At 60.3% G+C, this 16,916-nt stretch carries 16 protein-coding genes; 4 read left to right on the top strand and 12 right to left on the bottom strand.

The genetic code is table 11. The features are described from left to right. Positions 1 to 58: 58 nt before the first annotated feature. Genes K5K95_RS20525 through K5K95_RS20510 form a run of 4 tightly spaced genes read right to left on the bottom strand, consistent with a single transcriptional unit; the run spans position 59 to position 3,254 of the window. On the bottom strand, positions 59 to 412 hold the full coding sequence (locus K5K95_RS20525) for a RidA family protein (protein WP_222585818.1): 354 nt from the start codon (positions 410 to 412) through the stop codon (positions 59 to 61). Continuing rightward, positions 409 to 1,809, bottom strand: a complete 1,401-nt coding sequence (locus K5K95_RS20520) for an FAD/NAD(P)-binding oxidoreductase (RefSeq protein ID WP_222585817.1) — start codon at positions 1,807 to 1,809, stop codon at positions 409 to 411. The genes K5K95_RS20525 and K5K95_RS20520 overlap by 4 nt, the downstream gene beginning before the upstream one ends. Then, positions 1,802 to 2,140 carry a (2Fe-2S)-binding protein gene (locus K5K95_RS20515; RefSeq protein WP_222585816.1) on the bottom strand — a complete coding sequence of 113 codons (339 nt, stop codon included), beginning with the start codon at positions 2,138 to 2,140 and terminating at the stop codon, positions 1,802 to 1,804. The genes K5K95_RS20520 and K5K95_RS20515 overlap by 8 nt, the downstream gene beginning before the upstream one ends. After that, complete coding sequence (locus K5K95_RS20510) at positions 2,130 to 3,254, bottom strand: NAD(P)/FAD-dependent oxidoreductase (protein WP_222585815.1); 1,125 nt, start codon at positions 3,252 to 3,254, stop codon at positions 2,130 to 2,132. Before K5K95_RS20510 ends, K5K95_RS20515 begins: the two co-directional genes overlap by 11 nt. A 168-nt stretch (positions 3,255 to 3,422) precedes the next feature. On the opposite strand from K5K95_RS20510, the gene K5K95_RS20505 reads away from it, so the two are divergent. The 3 genes from K5K95_RS20505 to K5K95_RS20495 all read left to right on the top strand — a co-directional run bounded on the left by K5K95_RS20505 (position 3,423) and on the right by K5K95_RS20495 (position 5,679). Then, a complete protein-coding gene (locus tag K5K95_RS20505) occupies positions 3,423 to 4,328 on the top strand; it encodes a LysR substrate-binding domain-containing protein (protein ID WP_222585814.1) in 906 nt (301 codons plus the stop codon). A gap of 237 nt (positions 4,329 to 4,565) precedes the next feature. Continuing rightward, a complete protein-coding gene (locus tag K5K95_RS20500; RefSeq protein ID WP_261398024.1) occupies positions 4,566 to 5,318 on the top strand; it encodes an SPOR domain-containing protein in 753 nt (250 codons plus the stop codon). 70 nt (positions 5,319 to 5,388) lie between these two features. After that, positions 5,389 to 5,679, top strand: coding sequence for a DUF6388 family protein (locus tag K5K95_RS20495; RefSeq protein WP_222585812.1), 291 nt, complete (start codon positions 5,389 to 5,391; stop codon positions 5,677 to 5,679). Between the two features lie 104 nt (positions 5,680 to 5,783). Here K5K95_RS20495 and K5K95_RS20490 read toward each other — a convergent pair whose 3' ends face one another. Next, entirely contained in the window at positions 5,784 to 6,638 is an 855-nt protein-coding gene (locus K5K95_RS20490) for a helix-turn-helix transcriptional regulator (RefSeq protein ID WP_222585811.1), read from the bottom strand. Positions 6,639 to 6,833: 195 nt separating this feature from the next. Beyond that, the gene (locus K5K95_RS20485) at positions 6,834 to 7,805 is read right to left on the bottom strand and encodes an XdhC family protein (protein WP_222585810.1); all 972 of its coding nucleotides are present in this window, start codon (positions 7,803 to 7,805) and stop codon (positions 6,834 to 6,836) included. A gap of 90 nt (positions 7,806 to 7,895) precedes the next feature. Between K5K95_RS20485 and K5K95_RS20480 the strand changes: the two genes are divergently transcribed. Then, positions 7,896 to 8,681, top strand: coding sequence for an alpha/beta fold hydrolase (locus tag K5K95_RS20480; RefSeq protein ID WP_222585809.1), 786 nt, complete (start codon positions 7,896 to 7,898; stop codon positions 8,679 to 8,681). On the opposite strand, the gene K5K95_RS20475 is transcribed toward K5K95_RS20480, so the two are convergent. The 6 genes from K5K95_RS20475 to K5K95_RS20450 form a co-directional block, all read right to left on the bottom strand. Continuing rightward, positions 8,674 to 10,026 (bottom strand): MFS transporter, encoded by a 1,353-nt coding sequence (locus tag K5K95_RS20475; RefSeq protein WP_222585808.1) that lies wholly within the window; start codon positions 10,024 to 10,026, stop codon positions 8,674 to 8,676. The two genes, K5K95_RS20480 and K5K95_RS20475, sit on opposite strands and share 8 nt — an antisense overlap. Positions 10,027 to 10,211: 185 nt before the next feature. Continuing rightward, on the bottom strand, positions 10,212 to 11,015 hold the full coding sequence (locus tag K5K95_RS20470; RefSeq protein ID WP_222585807.1) for an enoyl-CoA hydratase/isomerase family protein: 804 nt from the start codon (positions 11,013 to 11,015) through the stop codon (positions 10,212 to 10,214). Between the two features lie 19 nt (positions 11,016 to 11,034). Continuing rightward, positions 11,035 to 12,573 (bottom strand): AMP-binding protein, encoded by a 1,539-nt coding sequence (locus tag K5K95_RS20465; protein ID WP_222585806.1) that lies wholly within the window; start codon positions 12,571 to 12,573, stop codon positions 11,035 to 11,037. A 5-nt stretch (positions 12,574 to 12,578) separates the two neighbouring features. After that, complete coding sequence (locus K5K95_RS20460) at positions 12,579 to 13,079, bottom strand: (2Fe-2S)-binding protein (protein ID WP_008060977.1); 501 nt, start codon at positions 13,077 to 13,079, stop codon at positions 12,579 to 12,581. Between the two features lie 2 nt (positions 13,080 to 13,081). Further along, entirely contained in the window at positions 13,082 to 13,888 is an 807-nt protein-coding gene (locus K5K95_RS20455) for an FAD binding domain-containing protein (RefSeq protein WP_222585805.1), read from the bottom strand. After that, positions 13,885 to 16,884 carry a xanthine dehydrogenase family protein molybdopterin-binding subunit gene (locus tag K5K95_RS20450; protein WP_222585804.1) on the bottom strand — a complete coding sequence of 1,000 codons (3,000 nt, stop codon included), beginning with the start codon at positions 16,882 to 16,884 and terminating at the stop codon, positions 13,885 to 13,887. Before K5K95_RS20450 ends, K5K95_RS20455 begins: the two co-directional genes overlap by 4 nt. Between the last annotated feature and the right edge of the window lie 32 nt (positions 16,885 to 16,916).

Below are 16,916 nucleotides of genomic sequence, written 5' to 3'. Positions count from 1 at the left end.
CGGCCGTCTGCTCCTCGCTGCGCAACTCAAGCGAGCGCAGCGGTTACAACGGGATTGGTTAGACGGCGGCGGTGACGATCAACTCCAACAGGATTTGCGGGTCATCGAACATCACTTGAGCGGTAGCCCGCGCCGGCGTTTGCCCGGCGTCGACCCAGGCGCTCCAGGTTTCATTCATGCCGGCGAAATCGGCGGCCATGTCTTTCATCCAGATCTGCACGCTGAGCAGACGGCTCTTGTCACTGCCGGAGGCCTCCAATAGCTCGTCGACCCGTTGCAGCACCTGGCGCGTCTGGCCACGGATGTCCTGGCTGCAATCGGCGGCGACGATGCCGCTGAGCCAGGCCACGCCGTTATGTACGACGCTGCGGCTCAGACGTGGATTGCTTTCGATGCGTTGGATATGACTCATGGATGCTCCTGGGCAAAGGGTGTTTCGGTGGACAATTGGGCAAGCGTGATCGGTTTGAGTGGCGAGCGAATCCGGTAATACCCGACCTCTGCGGCGGGGACCTTGCGCCGCTCGGCAATGATTTCGGTAACGCTCAAACCGCACAGACGGCCCTGACATGGCCCCATGCCGCAGCGACCGAAAGCCTTGGTTTGATTGGGTCCCAAACAGCCGAGCGCGACGTGCTGGCGAATCGAACCGGCGCTGACGTCTTCACACCGGCAGACAATCACCTCGTCGGCGGGAATACGGTTTTGCTGTTGCGGGCGGTACAACGCATCGATCAGTGGCCGGGCAGCACGCTGGCGACGCAGGGCCTTTTGATAAGAGTCGGCGAATGGTTGCAATGATTGCCCACCGACTTTCCCCGAGCGTGCGGCAATCGCCAGCCCGGCCAGGCGACCTTCGAGCAACGCCACTTGCGCACCGCCAATGGCGCCACCGTCACCGGCGATATAAATGCCCGGCAGACTGGTTTCACCCTGGCTGTCGCGACGCGTGATCCAGCACAGTTGCTGTTCGCTCCAGTCATGTTCGAGGCGTAGCGACCAACTGATCTGGGTGTTGGGCACCACGCCTTGGTGCAGCAAAATCAGCGAGGCGGGAATCGTCCAGCGCCGACCGCCACTGTCGAAACTCAGGGCATTGGCGTGAGCCTGACCTTCGATACGCAAATCACGGGCATCGCGAACATGCCTGACCCCGGCGCGCTTCAATTCGATAAGCAGTTGCAAGCCCTTGAGCAAGTCACGCCAGCCGCGCAAGGCGCCCGGGACTTTGCGCCAGGCTCGCAGCAGGTCGCCCTGACCGCTGGTGTCCACCAGCGCTTCGATCGCAATGCCGGCCCGCAGGTACTGCACCGCCAGCAGGTACAACAAAGGGCCGCAGCCGGCCAATACCACCGGCCCGGCCGGCACCAGCGCGGCACTTTTGAGGAGGATCTGCCCGGCTCCGGCGGTCATGACACCAGGCAAGGTCCAGCCAGGGATGGGCATCGGTCGTTCGAACGCACCCGTGGCAATCAACAGATGATGCCCTTGCAGGACTTCAGCGCGGCCATCAATCAGGTAATGCACCTGACGCTGCGGCGTCACCTGCCAGATGGCCGCATTGGCCAGATACCGGGCCCCGCACTGGAGAAACTGTGCGACAAGCTCCGCGCCCGCCGTGTAGTCATCGCCGAGGACGCTGCGGCTGCGTGCATCGGCCTGCAGGATATTGCGATAGATTTGCCCACCGGGGCTGCCCTGCTCATCCAGCACTACAACCGAAAGCCCGTATCGGCTTGCCTCCAGCGCCGCGCTCATTCCCGCAGGGCCTGCGCCAATCACAATCAGGTCGACAATTTGATTATTCATCAGCGCCCGCCTCGACGTGGTCACCGGCCAGAAACTCGCGAGCGCCGCGCTGCCTGCGAACGCGCATGCCGGCTCTAACCGGCAGCAGGCACGCCTGACAGTTGGCTTGCCCGTCCACCTCGACCAGGCATTCGAAGCACACGCCCATCATGCAATAGGGCGCGCCCGGTCTGCCGCTGACGGCACTTTCGCGGGTGTGAGTGATGCCGCTGAGCAGCAATGCGCTGGCCAGTGAAACACCGGCCGGCACCGACAATGCCGCGCCTTCGAATTCGATCTGCAGGTTTTTTTGCGCAGGCACCAGGGCCCGGAACAAGCTGTCAGCCGGCATGGCGCACCTCCCGTTTGAGACTGAAACGCTGCAGGCTGAAAGACGCCACCGCCGGCTCGTCGAACTCGCCGCCAATCCACGGCGCCAGGCGCAAAGCGTGGATCGCCGCCAGGGTCACGCCGCTGTGGCAACTGACCACAAACGCCCCCGGGCAAGCCTGCGAGGCTTCATAGATCGGAAAACCGTCGGCACTCATCACCCGCAACGCGCCCCAGGCTCGTACCAGACGCACGTTGCCCAACTGAGGAAAACATTGCACGGCGCGCCGGGCGATGGTGCTCATCACCTCGCTGCTGGTGCCGTCGTCGAAACCCGTCGACTCATGGGAGTCACCCAACTGCACCGTGCCTTCGTCGGTCTGCCGAACATAGGTGGTGGGGTAATGCAGAAACGGTTTGAGTCGCTCGGTGACCAGGATTTGCCCACGATTAGGACTCACCGGCACGTCCATCCCCAACTGCGCGCCCAGCTCACGGTTGCCAAGGCCTGCTGCCAGTACGACCTGACCGGCGAACCAGCGCTGTTGGTCGGTGTGCAACTCGAAGCCCGAGGCTCGCTGGCCAATGGCGCTGACCCGCTGACCATTGATGATCGTGACCCCACGCATCCGGCAGGCGGCATACAGGGAGCGCAACAATTTCAATGGATTGACGTGACCGTCCATGGGCGAATAACAGCCCCCCACAACGGTCGGCCCCAGGCCAGGCAAGCGAGTTCGCAGTTGTGCAGCGTCCAGCAGCTCGAACGGATAATCACCGTCCATGGCTTCGCGCAGCCAGAGCAGTCGACGGCTTTCTTGCGCCATCTCCTTGTCACTCAAACACAGCTGGAAACCGCCCGGCTGGCGCAGATGGAGGTCGATGCCAGTGTCGGCCTGCAACGCGGCGGCGAATCGCGGCCACAGCGCCACCGATTCACGAGTCCATTGCGCGTAGGGACTCATTCCATAGCCCTTGCCCTGCACCCATAAAAGGCCGAAGTTGCCACGGGCAGCCCGTAAGGCGTCGTCTCCCTCATCCAGGACGCTGACCTGGCGACCGAGCATGGCCAGTCCATAGGCAATCGACAGCCCGACCAGACCACCTCCAACGATAACTACATCAGTTTTTTGCATGAGTTGCGCATTCGCTCTCTCGGCGCTGAAAACCTTCTTCAGCGCAGGCCATACCACTGGATATTCCCGATAGAGATGATCCTAGAGAGCTGACAACGGCTTGAAAAATGCTTTATTTTGGCAAGCCCATGTCTTTTTGGTATGGATTTACCTTCAAGGAATAGCGCCATGAACCTTCGTCAGCTGGAAGCCTTTCGCGCCGTGATTCTGGGCCAGACCGTGACCCGCGCCGCCGAGATGCTGTGCATCTCACAACCAGCGGCAACGCGACTGATCGCCAGCCTTGAGGAGGACATCGGCTTCAGCCTGTTCGACCGGATCAAAGGCCGGCTTCAGCCCACCCCCGAGGCCATGACGCTGTATCAGGAAGTGCAACGCTCGCTGCTCGGGGTCGAACGCATTGCCCGAACAGCGCAAGACATCCGCAGCTTGAAACGCGGCTCACTGCACATCGCCTGCGCACCGGCCATGGGCTTGTCCTTCATGCCGCGAGCCATCGCCGCATTCATGGCCGAACATGATCAAGTGCAGGTATCGCTGATTGTGCATTCATCGCGCGAAATCGTTGATCTGGTGGTCGGTCAGCGCTGTGATCTGGGCATCATTGTGCTGCCCAACACCTACCCCAGCCCCCGCGCGGAAAAACTGCTGGCAACCCGCATGCTGTGCGCATTGCCGGCCAATCATCGCTTACAGGCCAACAGCACGATCCGGCCCGAGGATCTGCAAGGCGAGGCGTTTATTTCCTATCCGCAATCCATCGGTTCACGCCAACACATCGACGCAATATTTGCCGCTCATGGGGTGGAGCGTGAACTGCGGCTGGAGACCCAGCTGTCGCTGCCCATGTGCGCCTTCGTCGAACAAGGCCTGGGAGTCGCGCTGGTCGACGCCATCAGCGCCGTTGAATACCGGGGCAGTGGCGTCGTGTTCAGAGCCTTCGAACCGGCGATCGAAATGGACTTCAGCATGCTGTTGCCGGTTCAAGGACCGGCGTCGAAACTGCAAATCAGTTTTCTCGAACACATGCAGCAGTTCATCGCTCGGGAGGTGCCGGCGGAATATCGGTTTTAATGGATCACTTTCATACCCATCTGATCCGGTTTTTTTTTGAACATCTGAGCCTTCTTCGCCAACCAGCAGTCTATAAAGTGCATTGCCGATGCTCTTTCTAATAATAAAAAGCAGCCAACTAGTTTTGGCGCTTGGTCGCACTGACGCGCCCAAGATTTAGACCATCCCCAGGATCAGCAAATAGAACCCTGTTTATCAGAAGAAAACGGGACAAATAACTATTCATTTGATTTGGAGATGGTCTCTGTGCGAAAGCTTGGTTTGGGTTTCCTGGTCACTGGCTTTTTGGGGCAACTATCAGTACTACTATGGACTTACCTACCTGCCGGCCAAACTTGTCAAAATAACGTCGATAATTCATACCTCCGGCAAGAAGTGACAAAAATCGAACAAGTACTTGATGACACCGCTCATAAAGTTGCGACGGAGCTCAGTACAACGCATTCCGACGAGCTTGCGTCCCTTGCGGAAAACGGATTCCACATACCCGATTCAATGGAGTCTGACGCCGTACAGTTTTTGGCCGACAAGCCAGATGAAACACCCGCTCTTGCGCTGCCCTCATTACCCACGCAGGCATACAATTGGACAATTATCCTCAGCGGTCTGATTTCTTTTGCCGGCTTGCTCCTGGCGCTCTTCGCCCGCAAAAAAACCTTTGATCCGCAATGGCACCTCTTTCGCACGGTGCCAGGCTCGCTCATCACGCTGGAACGACCGTGCTTGACGTGCGGCGGCTTCATTTCCAACATCAAAAAAGCAGCTTCAAGCACTCCTTCATCCGGCCTTTGGGTGGTCGAAATTGCATTGAACACACCCGGCCGCCAACGCGCCCTGAAAGCCATTCAGCAGATGCAGTTGCCGGTAGCGCGTAAAGAAAACAACTTTGTCGTCATCGGTCCGTATAAACAAAAACAGGACGCGGCTCGAGTCGTGAAGCAGTTGAGCGAAAGTCATGGCGTTCGCGGATGGATGATGGCAGGAAATTGACTTAGTCCGATGTAGCGCCGGGCCGACCTCGAACAACCCGCTACTTATTGCACGCCACACGAGAGCCTTCATGATCGCAAAAGAACTTAGAGCCGAACTCGCCCTGAAGAAATTCCTGGACGCCAACTTATGGCTCCAACTTGAACTCAGCGAGATGAACTACAGCCTCGCTGAAAGTTGCGGGCTGTCACCAGAAGAATATCGCTTGAAATTTTTGCAAGAACAATTTGAAGCAGAAGCGGACGCTCATGACTGCGACTGCTGGGACTTCATTCTGCAGTGGGTAGCCGACACTAAGGAAGAACTTGATTCGATGCGCGAAGAACGCATGAAAGAGATTTATGACTTTCTGGGCGATTAGCGAACTCTACAACTTTCGTAGTCTACACAAGCTGCCGGCTTTCAAGATGAAACACTGACTTTACCAACGGGAGGATTGCCCAATCCCCCCGCCCTCCTTTCGGTTCAAACCTTCGCATAACAATCCACTACACGCCGATACTGGCTGGGTGAAGCGCCGATGTGCTGACGGAAAAACCGTGTGAAATGACCTTGCTCGGAGAACCCGAGGTTCTCCGACAACAGACCCAACGTTCCGCTGCGCTCACGCTCCAGCCAGGTAAACGCCCGGCGCATGCGCGCGTCGTTAAGCAGCAGGGTTGGCGTCATGCCGGTATCTTTCTTGAACAGCGCAAAGAAGTGCGCGCGCGACAGACCACAAGCCCGCGCGGCGTTGTCGATCGGGTTCGGATCATCGAGGTGCTCAAGCAACCAGGCGGTACCACGGCGCACGCGCGCGTCCCGGAACTCACCCGAGTTCGGCGCACCCAGTTGCGACAAATGCCGCCAGCTGGAAAAGTCCTCGATCAGTTCGATCAGGAAGTCGAACAGGATGAATTCCATGCGCTCTTTCGGCACGATCCCGCAGCCATGCGCTTCGGCGACCAGGATGTCGGCCAAGGTGCGATTACGACTCGACAGCTCGATGCATGACTGGGCAAAAAAGTCCGGTCGACCGCTGAGCGCCAGCGACTGCTGGGCAGTGGCCAGCCAGGAGGGCTCTATGTAGAGCGCCAGGATAAGGGTGGCACCGGCACCCGGCTGCGGATCGTAGAAATGCGGTTCCCAGGCGTTGACCAGCACCGCCGTGCGATCGCTGAGCGGAACTCGCCGTCCGTTGACGTTGAAGTAAGTGTCTTCACCGGACACTTTGACCAGCACATGGCATTCGGAATGGGTATGGGTGACCAGCGAACGATCCATATTCAGCAAGGCGACCCGGCCAAACCTGCCGTGGAAAACCCGTTGGGCAATCGACATCAGATTCCTCCGCTCGCTTGAAGCGACAGCGATATTGTTACCGACCACAATGAAGGATCATCGCGGCCTCTATCTGTTTCCGGGCCCCGGCGATCACTCAATGTTTCAGCAACGTGTGGCTGGCCACTATCGCGCGCGAATGACCGAGCGTCTACCGCGACTTTCGCAGCCCCCACGTTCGTCGGAAAAACCGCCTTACAAGGCATGGCGTTCTTTGCCGTGATAAACGCGCAGGATATCGGCGACCACCGCCAGCGCGATTTCCGCCGGGGCCTTGCTGCCCAGATCGAGGCCGATGGGCATGTGTAAACGGGCGATCTGTTCATCCGTCAGACCACCGATGCGTTTGAGCCGCTCGGCGCGTTTGGCCGAGGTTGCCTGAGAGCCCATGGCGCCGATGTAAAACGCCGGGGTGTGAACCGCTTCCATCAGCGCCAGATCATCGATTCGCGGATCGTGAGTCAACGCCACCACCGCAGTCGCCGCGTGGCAACCTCCAGCGGCGATAAACATCGAGGGCAGCACACGCTGCATCTCCACGCCTTCAAGATTTAGATGCAGCGTCTCTTCCCGGGGGTCGCAGGCGATGACTTCGCAGCCGATGGCGCGGGCGAAACTGGCGCAGACTTCCGCGACCGGCGAGAGCCCAGCCAGAATCAGGCGTAACGCCGGGCCTACGCTGATGCGCACCCTTTCGTCGTCGACTTGCACCCGCTCGCTGCCGTGCCCTGTGTCCGGGTCCAGGCGTAACGCACCGCTGCTCAGCTCGATATGACGCTGCAGACGTCGCTGGCCGAGTAACGCCGCTTGCAGACTCTCCAGGTGTGCGATCCATTCGAGACTGGCAGCGCGGTGCTCGACCAGCACGATCAGCACGCCACCACAGGGCAATCGTAGACGGTGGCGTTGCTCGACGCTGTCGCCATAACTGACGATTTGCGCCGGTTCGCGTAATTCACCGCGCGTCAGGCTTTCGAGAAACTCCTCCTCGACGCAGCCACCGGACAGCGAGCCGACGTGTTCGCCCGCGCCATTGGTCACCAACATCGCACCCGGCGCACGCGGCGCCGAGCCATAGGTGGAGAGCACCGTGCACAGCCACTGGGCCTGCCCGGCGCGAGCCCATTGCAGTGCCTGGTCGATCACCTGAACATCGAGATGACGCATGTTTTGCATACCTCAAGCAAAGCGTGGTGCTGCAGGCGGGGTTACGTTTACGGTAACCTGCGAGCAACCTTGTTCAATCGTTGATTCGACATGTCGCCACAACAATTTTTGCAACTCGGGCCACTGCGCCTGGAATATCGCCAACTGCCTGCGGCTGACCCATCGCGACCGACGCTGGTGTTGCTGCACGAAGGCCTTGGCAGCGCCGAACAGTGGAAAGACTTCCCCCAGCGCCTGGCCCAAATGAGCGGTTGCGGCGTGGTCACTTACAGCCGTCAGGGTTATGGGCAATCGAGCCCGGTAACCCTGCCGCGTCCGCTGAACTACCTGAGCAGCGACGGCCCTCGCGAGCTGCGGCAATTGCTCGATGCCTTGCAACTGCCGCAGGTGGTCTTGCTCGGTCACAGTGACGGCGCCTCCATCGTCCTCGCCTATGCCGCCGCCAACGATCCACGCGTGTTGGGTAGCATTGCACTGGCGCCTCACGTGATTGTCGAGGCCGAGAGCCTCGATGGCATTCGCCATACCACTGAGGTTTGGCATCAGGGCCCCTTGCGCGAACGCCTGGCACGCCACCATGGGACAAACGTCGATGGCGCTTTTCACGGTTGGAGCGACAGTTGGTTGCACCCGGACTTTTCCCTGGATGATCTCGAAGCGCAGCTGGCACATATCGAAAAGCCGCTGCTGGTCATTCAGGGTCGCGAAGACCACTACGCCACGCCCGAGCAACTGGCGGTCATCCAGCGACAGGTGCCGGGACCGTGCCGCTGTGTGTTGCTGGATGACTGCCGGCACTTTCCCCAAACCGAAGCGACTGAGCGGACCTTGCAGCTGATCGGCGAATTCCTGGAGCAACTCCCCACCGTTATTTGAAGTTGCCTTGGGTTTCTGGAATCACCACGCTGCCGATCAGGTAGACCACCGACAGAACGGCGGCGAAAATCGCCAGTACCATGGGGATCTGCGCCGGACTGCTGCTGACCAGCGACACAAAGGTCGGCATGGTGCCGCCGAGGGCGAAACCGATGTTCCAGGACAACCCGGTGCCACTGGCTCGCAGCTCGGTGGCAAAGCGTTCGTTGAGGAAGATCAGAATCGGCGCGATGATCGCTCCGCCCATGAAGCCTATGCCCATGCAATACAGCGCAGTTCTGGTCAGCGAGCCCGGTTCGGCGACGCCAAGGAACATCATCGGCAGGCTCACCAGGTTGATCACACCCAGCAGCATGAAGGTCTTCTTGCGACCGATCAGGTCACTCAGGTAACCGAAGGCCAGTGCTCCGACAATGGTTGCCGTCGACCCGTACATGAGCATCTGCGAAGTCTGCGTGTGAGGCACTTTGGCGACCACGTTGAGCAATGTCGGCAGATAACCGCAGGCCAGGTAATACGTGGCCCCGCCTCCGAAGGTAATCAGCAGATTGACCATCATCACGGCGCGGTACTCGCGACCAAACAGACGCTTGAGTGGCGACACCACCACTATTGCCGGCCCCTTGGTTTTGCGGACTTGTTGCAGTTGCCGCCAGACCGGGCTTTCTTCCAGGTAACGAAACATCACCAGACCAAAAAACGTGCTGAGCAGGCCGCAGAAAAACATGAAGCGCCAGCCCCAGACGTCAAATTCCTCCCCGGTAAAGATCTCCGACAACACCAGATAAGTGACTGACGCCAACAGCGCGCCCATGCCGGCGCCAGCGCCACCGATCAACCCGGACATCAATCCGCGATAACGCGGCGAGATGGATTCGGTGCCGATGGTGTGAGTGGAGGCGACGATGCCGCCAACGAAAATGCCCTGAATCACCCGTAATACCAGGAACAGTATCGGGGCCAATATGCCGACCTGGTGAATGGTCGGCAACACGCCAAACAGTGCTGTGGAAATACCGACGCCGACCATCGACACCATCAGCGCACGCTTGCGACCGTGTTTATCGGCATACGCGCCGAAGATCGCCGAGCCCAGCGGACGCACCAGCAAGGCCACGGCGAATGACGCATAGACGGCGGCCAGCGACAGTGTCGGGGTGTCCGAGGGGAAGAACAGGCGGCCGATGATCGGCGCCACATAGAGCAGAATGAACAGGTCAAACAAATCCAGCGCCCAACCGAATGTCGAGGCAAATGCCGCGAGCAGGGCCTTGCCCGGTGGAATCTGTGGTGTATCGATAGCGGCGCTGGTGGGTGATGCAGTTATTGTTGTTGTCGTAGTCATGGTTGCCTCACACAAACGGTGAATCGAAACGTTCTGCAGCCCGGTGCGCGGGTTGCGAGTAATCAGCAGGTCAGCGGTGAAATCTTGATGTGCCCTTTTCAGTTGCATTGAAGGGGCGGCAGGCCCTGTTCCGTATGGGCGTACGCCGTTACCGACATACTCCCGGGCCTGCTCGCCGGTACGATTTACTCGCCGATAAACACGGCCGTACGCTTGCTGTGGAACGCTTCAACGCCTTCCTTGAAGTCCTTGGAACTACGCAGACGGCTGTAGCAGTGACCTTCCATTTCGATCGCGACAGTCAGCGGCGCATCTTCGTTGTCGTTGATCAGTTTTTTCGCCGTGCGCTGAGCCAGCGGCGAGAAACGACGCAGTTCATCGACCAATGCATCGACGGTGCTTTCCAGTTCGCTATCCGGCACGACTTCGGTTGCGATACCCCAGTCATAGGCCTGGTCGCCGGTGATGCGTTTGGCGCGCATCACCATGTGCTTGGTGCGGGTGATGCCGATGATTTTCTGCAAGCGTGCGGAGCCACCCGAGCCCGGGATCTGACCCAGGTTTTGCTCAGGCAAGGCATAGCGAGTGGTCTGCGAAGCAATGCGGAAATCGCAGGCCAGGGACAGTTCGAAACCGACGCCGAAGGTGTAACCACGGTTGGCAACGATCACCGGCTTTTCGCAACGTGCCGGTGCCGCGACATTCCAGGCCAGCTTCGAAACGTGCTCCGGCGAGGCTTCGAGAAAGCCCTTGATGTCGCCGCCGCTGGAGAAGTGTTCACCCACCGAGCGCAGCACGATGACGCGCACGCCTTTGTGTGCATCGAGGGCTTCGAAGACCAGGCGCAGTTCATCACGCTGCCCCATGGAAATGACGTTCAACGGTGCCCGGTTGAGGATGATGTCGGCGCGCTCGCGGGACACATCGACTTCAACCTGGAAGCCATCGAACTGAGTGTCGAGAAATTGCTGGATCGCTTGCTGTTGCATGAGAGTGTCCTCTGGATGATTAGCTGATGGCCTTCAAGGCCTGTTCCTGAAATTGGGCCAGCAGCACGCGCCGCAGCACCTTGCCCACTGGAGATTTGGGAATCTGGTCGATGAACTGGTAACGCCGTGGCCGCTTGAATTTGGCCAGGCCCGAAGCGATGCAATGGGCATCGAGGTCGCCTTCCGAAACGTCGGCGCGCAACTTGATGAACGCGGCAATGATCTTTCCCCACTGCTCGTCGGGCAGACCGACCACCACCACTTCTTCCACTGCCGGGTGCAGAGAGAGCATGTTTTCGATTTCTGCCGGGCTGACGTTTTCGCCACCGGTGATGATCAAGTCATCGACACGACCCGTGACGAACAGATCGCCCTCCAGATCGAAGTAGCCGATGTCACCAGTGAAATACCATCCGTCACGCAACGCCTTGGCGGTCGCTTCGGGGCGGTTCAGGTAGCCTTCGAACGCCTCGTCACTCGCCAGGTCGGCGATGATCTGGCCCTCCTCCAATGGGTTGACCTGCACGTCCGCCGATTCAGCATCGATCGGCACCACGCGCACGCGCTGGTTCATTGCGCTGCGCCCTGACGAACCGGGTTTGCGGCTGGCTTGCTGGTCGATGGTGAAGGTGTAAATCTCCGAGCTGCCGTAATGATTGACGAACAATTGCGGCTGGAACGCCTGTTCGACGCGACGCATCAAACCGTCGCTCATCGGCGCACCGGCAAAGCCGATTTTCTCCACACTGGCGACTCGCTCGCGGGCAAAGGCCGGGTGTTCGATGAGCATGTGGTAGAGCGTCGGCACCAGGTACAGGTTGCTGACCTTTTCCCGCTCGATGGCCTGCAGCGTGGCTTCCACGTCGAACTTCGGCACACAGACGAAATGCCCGTCGATCAACGCCATGGACAGCAAAGAACGCACGCCCATGGTGTGGTAAAGCGGCATGACACCCAGCGTGCACTCGCCCTGGCGATAAAGGTTTTGCGCTACGTGGGCAACCGCCGCCGCGCGTTCGCTACGGTGCCGACGGGGCACGCCCTTGGGCTTGCTGGTGGTTCCTGAGGTGTACAGCAGCAGTGAAAAGTCTTCGGCGTCGGCCTGCAAAATGATGCCGGAGGGGGTCTGCGAACACAGTTCCTCGAAACTCAGGTCGGTGTTGGCGGCACGCAGACCGGCGGCGATCCGTGGCAGCCTTGCGGCAGCGCTGCAACCGGCCACTGCGGTTACGGTAGCGTCGTCGTAAGCCACTGCACGGATTTGCGCATCTTCGATGCAGTAACCCAGCTCATCGGCAGTCGAACGCCAGTTCAACGGAGTCATGATGACGCCCGCAAATTGACAGGCCCAATGCAGGGTCGCCATCTGCCAGCGGTTTTGCATGGCGACCAGCAGTCGGTCACCGCGTTGCAGCCCGAGGCATTGCAAACCCCAAGCGGCGCTCTGGATATCGACGAACCATTCTTCATAGGTTTTCTTCAACGCACCGTCACTGACCGCCACGGCGTGCGGTCGGCGTTCAACGGCTGCGAGGAAGCTGCGTCCGAGATCGAACATTTTTGTTATACCCCTTTGTTCGTTTGGCGCTGGGCAGCGACTTCGAGCACGGCCTGGACGATGCCGGTGTAGCCCGTGCAGCGACATAGATGCCCCGAAAGCATGTCGCGTACCTGGGTCTCGTCCGGGTTGGGTACCCGTTCCAGGAAATCCACGCAGGACATGAGAATGCCCGCAGTGCAAAAGCCGCACTGCAAGGCGTGATGACGGCGAAAGGCTTGTTGCAGGTCGCTCAGGGTGTCGTCGTCGGCCAGGGACTCGACGGTCTCGATACGCCGCTCGTGCCCCTGTACCGCGAGCATCAGGCAAGAACGCATGGCGACCCCGTCCACCAGCACCGTGCAGGCGCCGCAGACACCGTGTTCGCATCCGACATGGACTCCGGTGGCACCGAGGTCGTGGCGCAGGAAGTCGCAGAGTTGGGTCCGCGGTTCAGCCAGCGCCTCGCGGGAGCGGCCATTGAGTTCCAGGCGAATCGGAAAGGTTTGGTCGGCAGTTACACGCATGTTCAGACTCCTTCGATCAGCTGATGACCCAGCTCGCGAATCAGTTGGCGGCGATAGGCAGCACTGGCATGCACGTCGTCTTGTGCATCGAGCGACCAGGCGGTTTGATTGAGCGCGTCCGGCAGCGCCGCACCACGTGGCAGGCTGCGACGTTGCGGACGGTCGGCGACCCCGCCGATGCCGAGTTCGACCTGGTCCAGGCCGATGGCCGCGGCCAGGGAGACAATTGCAAAGTCGCCGTGGCGCATGGCGATTTCGCGAAAGCGATAAGTGATGCCTTCGCGCTTGAGCGGAAAACGCACCTCGACGACCAGTTCATCCGCACGCTTGTCGGTGGTGAGAATGCCTTGGAAGAAGTCGACAGCCTTGACGATGCGCTTGCCCTTTTTCGACTCGAGAACGATCTCGCCGCCCAAGGTCACCAGGCACAGCGGCAACTCGGCGCTCGGGTCGGCATGAGCCACCGAACCGCAGACTGTGCCGCGATTACGCGTCTGGAAGTGACCGATCCAGGGCATCGCGAGGGCCAATAAAGGCACCTCGTCCATCAGGGTTGAACGCTCCAGCAACTGCGCCTGCCGTACCCCGGCACCGACTGCCAGGCAATCCTTGCGCAGTTCGATATAGGCCAGGTCAGCCACATGATTGATATCGATCAGCAACTTGGGTTGGGCCAGGCGCATGTTCAGCACCGCCATCAGCGATTGGCCACCGGCAATGATGCGAGCCTCTTGGCCGTACTCGGCGAGCAGCTCAACCACCTGACGACGGGTGTCAGCCCGAACGTAATCGAAAGCGGCCGGTTTCATTGCGCACCTCCCTTGCCAAACAGCGCGCCAAGCGAGGCACGCAGGCGTGCCCACCAGCCGGTGGAGATGGCCTGGCCACTGACCCGTTGCGACAGGCGAGTAAAGATTTGTCCGATGATCACTTTCGAGGCCCCTTGCAACATACGGCCGCCGACCGCGGCAACTTTGCCGCTGACCGCCACCTGGTATTGGTATTCCAGGCGTGTGTGGCCATTTTCCAGTTCGACGAAACGCACCTTGGCCTGGCCCTGGGCCGAGCCCATGGAGCTGCTGCCGGATCCGGACAGACGCAACGAATGCGGCGGGTCGAGATCACTCAGGGCGACCTTGGCCTCGAAGCGCGCACGGATCATGCCGACGCCGACGGTGACGTCTGCGCGGTAACGGTTTTCGCCTTCAAGCACGAGGTCGTGGCAACCGGGAATGATCGCCGCCAGCGTCTGCGGGTCGAGCAAGGTATCGAAAACCTGTTGCGGCGAAGCCGGAATCACCACCGAGTCGTTGGCCCGCAGTGCCGGTCCACCGGCTGCTGCCGCGTCCAGGCTTTCATCGGGCTCCATACCGGCGGGCCGTGGCGGCTCGTCGATGCCGATCAGCGTGCGTACTTTCGATGGCGTCAGTGGCAAACGGATGTCCGAGCGACCGAGGGCGTCGGCCACCGCGTTGGCGATGCACACCGGCGTGCTCATATTGTTGCCCTCGCCCACACCCTTGGCGCCCAGTGGGGTGAATGGCGATGGCGTTTCCATGTGCAGGATCACCGGCTCGATCACTTCCGGTGCGGTCGGCACCAGATAATCGGCGAAGGTCCCGGAGAGGAAGCTGCCATCCTCGCCATAGGCGAATTCTTCCATCAGCGCCGCGCCGAGGCCTTGGGTGAAGCCACCACGAATCTGGCCATCGACCAGCGCCGGGTTGAGCAGGCGACCGGCGTCATGGCAGGTGACATAACGATCGATGTGGATTTCGCCGGTCATGCGGTCGATTTCCAGACCACAGATGTCGAAGACAAAGCCGTAGCACAGCGAGCTATTGACCTGATCCTGATCGTCCGGTGCCACCAGTTGCGGCGGACTCCAGAAAGCGGTTTCGCGCAGGCCGCCGCTTTCACCTTCCGGCAGCAGACCCGGCGACCAGTGGGTTGCACCGGCAATCCGATGGAACGGCGCTACCGCCCCGCCGTTGACCACAAAAATCTTGCCGCCCGCGAAACGAATATCTTCGGGACTGGCCTGCAACTGCTCGGCGGCAATCGCGGCGAGGCGATCGCGGATCTTCAGCGCGGCCTTGTAGACGGCACCGGCCACAGCACCGGCGAAACGGCTGGAATAGTTGCCCGAGGCAATCGACCAAGCGTCCTTCTGGGTATCCAGTTCGACGTTGACCACGATGGACTCCAGCGCAACCCCAAGCACTTCGGCGACGACCTGAGCGACGGTGGTTTGATGGCCCTGCCCTTGCGGTGCCGAGGACACGTGCACACTGACGTCGCCCAACGGGCCAACGTTAATGGTTGCGGTTGCGACAGCGCCGTTTTTCGGACCGGCCTTGCGCCGCTCTTCGGGTGTCATCGCGGTGGTGATGTAACCCATGTTGGAAATCGAGGGTTCGATGACGGCGGCATAACCGATGCCATAGATTCGGCCTTCGGCACGCGCCTGATCACGGCGCTTGAGCAACTCGTCGAGACCGCCATCAGCGACTGCCAGGGCAATGCCTGCCTGGTAATTGCCGGAGTCGAGCAACGCACCGGCGGCCGCGCGATAAGGGAAGGCATCGGCCGGCACCAGGTTGCGGCGGATCACCTCCAACGGATCGAGCTTCAACTGCACGGCGATATGTTGCAGCAGCCGTTCCAAGGCGAAATACACCTGCGGTCCACCGAACCCACGGTTCAGGCCGGAAGGGGTTTTGTTGGTCAGCACCACGCGGTTGCGCACTTGCAAATTGCGGATCGCGTAGGCCCCCGTCAGGTTGCCGTGCATGCGGTAGAACGTTGCCGGTTCGGGCGCTCTCAGGTAGGCACCACAGTCGTCGATCTGGTCATAACGCAACGCGGTGATACGGCCATCGGCTTCTACCGCCGCTTCAATCTCGGTCACCCGGTTGGTCGCAGAAGAAGCCCCTTGAAGATGTTCCAGACGGTCCTCGACCCACTTCACCGGTGCGCCGACCTTGCGTGACGCCAGGCCCATCATCACCACGTAAGGGAACACGCCTTGCTTGATGCCAAAGCTGCCGCCGGAATCTTTCGGCGTGCGCAAACGCAAGCGGTTACCCGGCACATTCAGTGCCCGGGCCATGACCGTGTGCAACGCGTAGGGTCCCTGGAAGTTGGCCAGCACGTCATAAATGCCGGTCGCGCGCTCGTACTGAGCCAGCACCACATAGCATTCGATGGGTGTGCAGGAACTGCGCGGGAACTTCACTTTGAGCGACACCTTGTGCGGCGCCTGCTCGAACGCCTGCTCCGGCTCGCCATAACGAAAGTGCCGTTCGTTGACCACGTTGCTGCCGACTGCTTCGTGCAGGATCGGCGCCTCTTCGGCGGTGGCCAGTTCAGGATCGATGATCGGCGACAGCCGCTCGTATTCAACGCGCACACCTTCGATGGCGTCCTCGGCCAGATAGCGGCTCTCGGCGATCACCACAGCCACCGGTTCTCCGACATAACGAACCTTGTCGACGGCGACGCACCAGTGCTCCATCGGCTGACGTACACCTACCGGGAAAGGCAGCGCCCAGCGTTTGACGTCTTCGCCGACCAGCACGCCGTGCACGCCCTTCATCAGCAGCGCTTTGGAGAAGTCCACCGAGGTGATCCGCGCATGAGCGTGGGGTGAACGGATGATCGCCGCATGCAGCGTGCCCGGAGGGATCGCAGCGTCATCGGCGTAGCAGCCGAGGCCACGCAACAATGCGGCGTCCTCGACACGGGTCTGACGGGCGCCGATATGGCCGGCCTGGCTTTCGGTAGCAGGTTCTAAACTAGTCATTTTTTCGCGGCTCTTGTTGTGTTGCGGCGCGA

The organism is Pseudomonas sp. DR48, from assembly GCF_019823085.1.
Lineage (GTDB): Bacteria > Pseudomonadota > Gammaproteobacteria > Pseudomonadales > Pseudomonadaceae > Aquipseudomonas.
The sequence above is the reverse complement of the archived record's forward strand: the minus strand, read 5'-3'. Positions and strand labels throughout refer to the sequence as shown.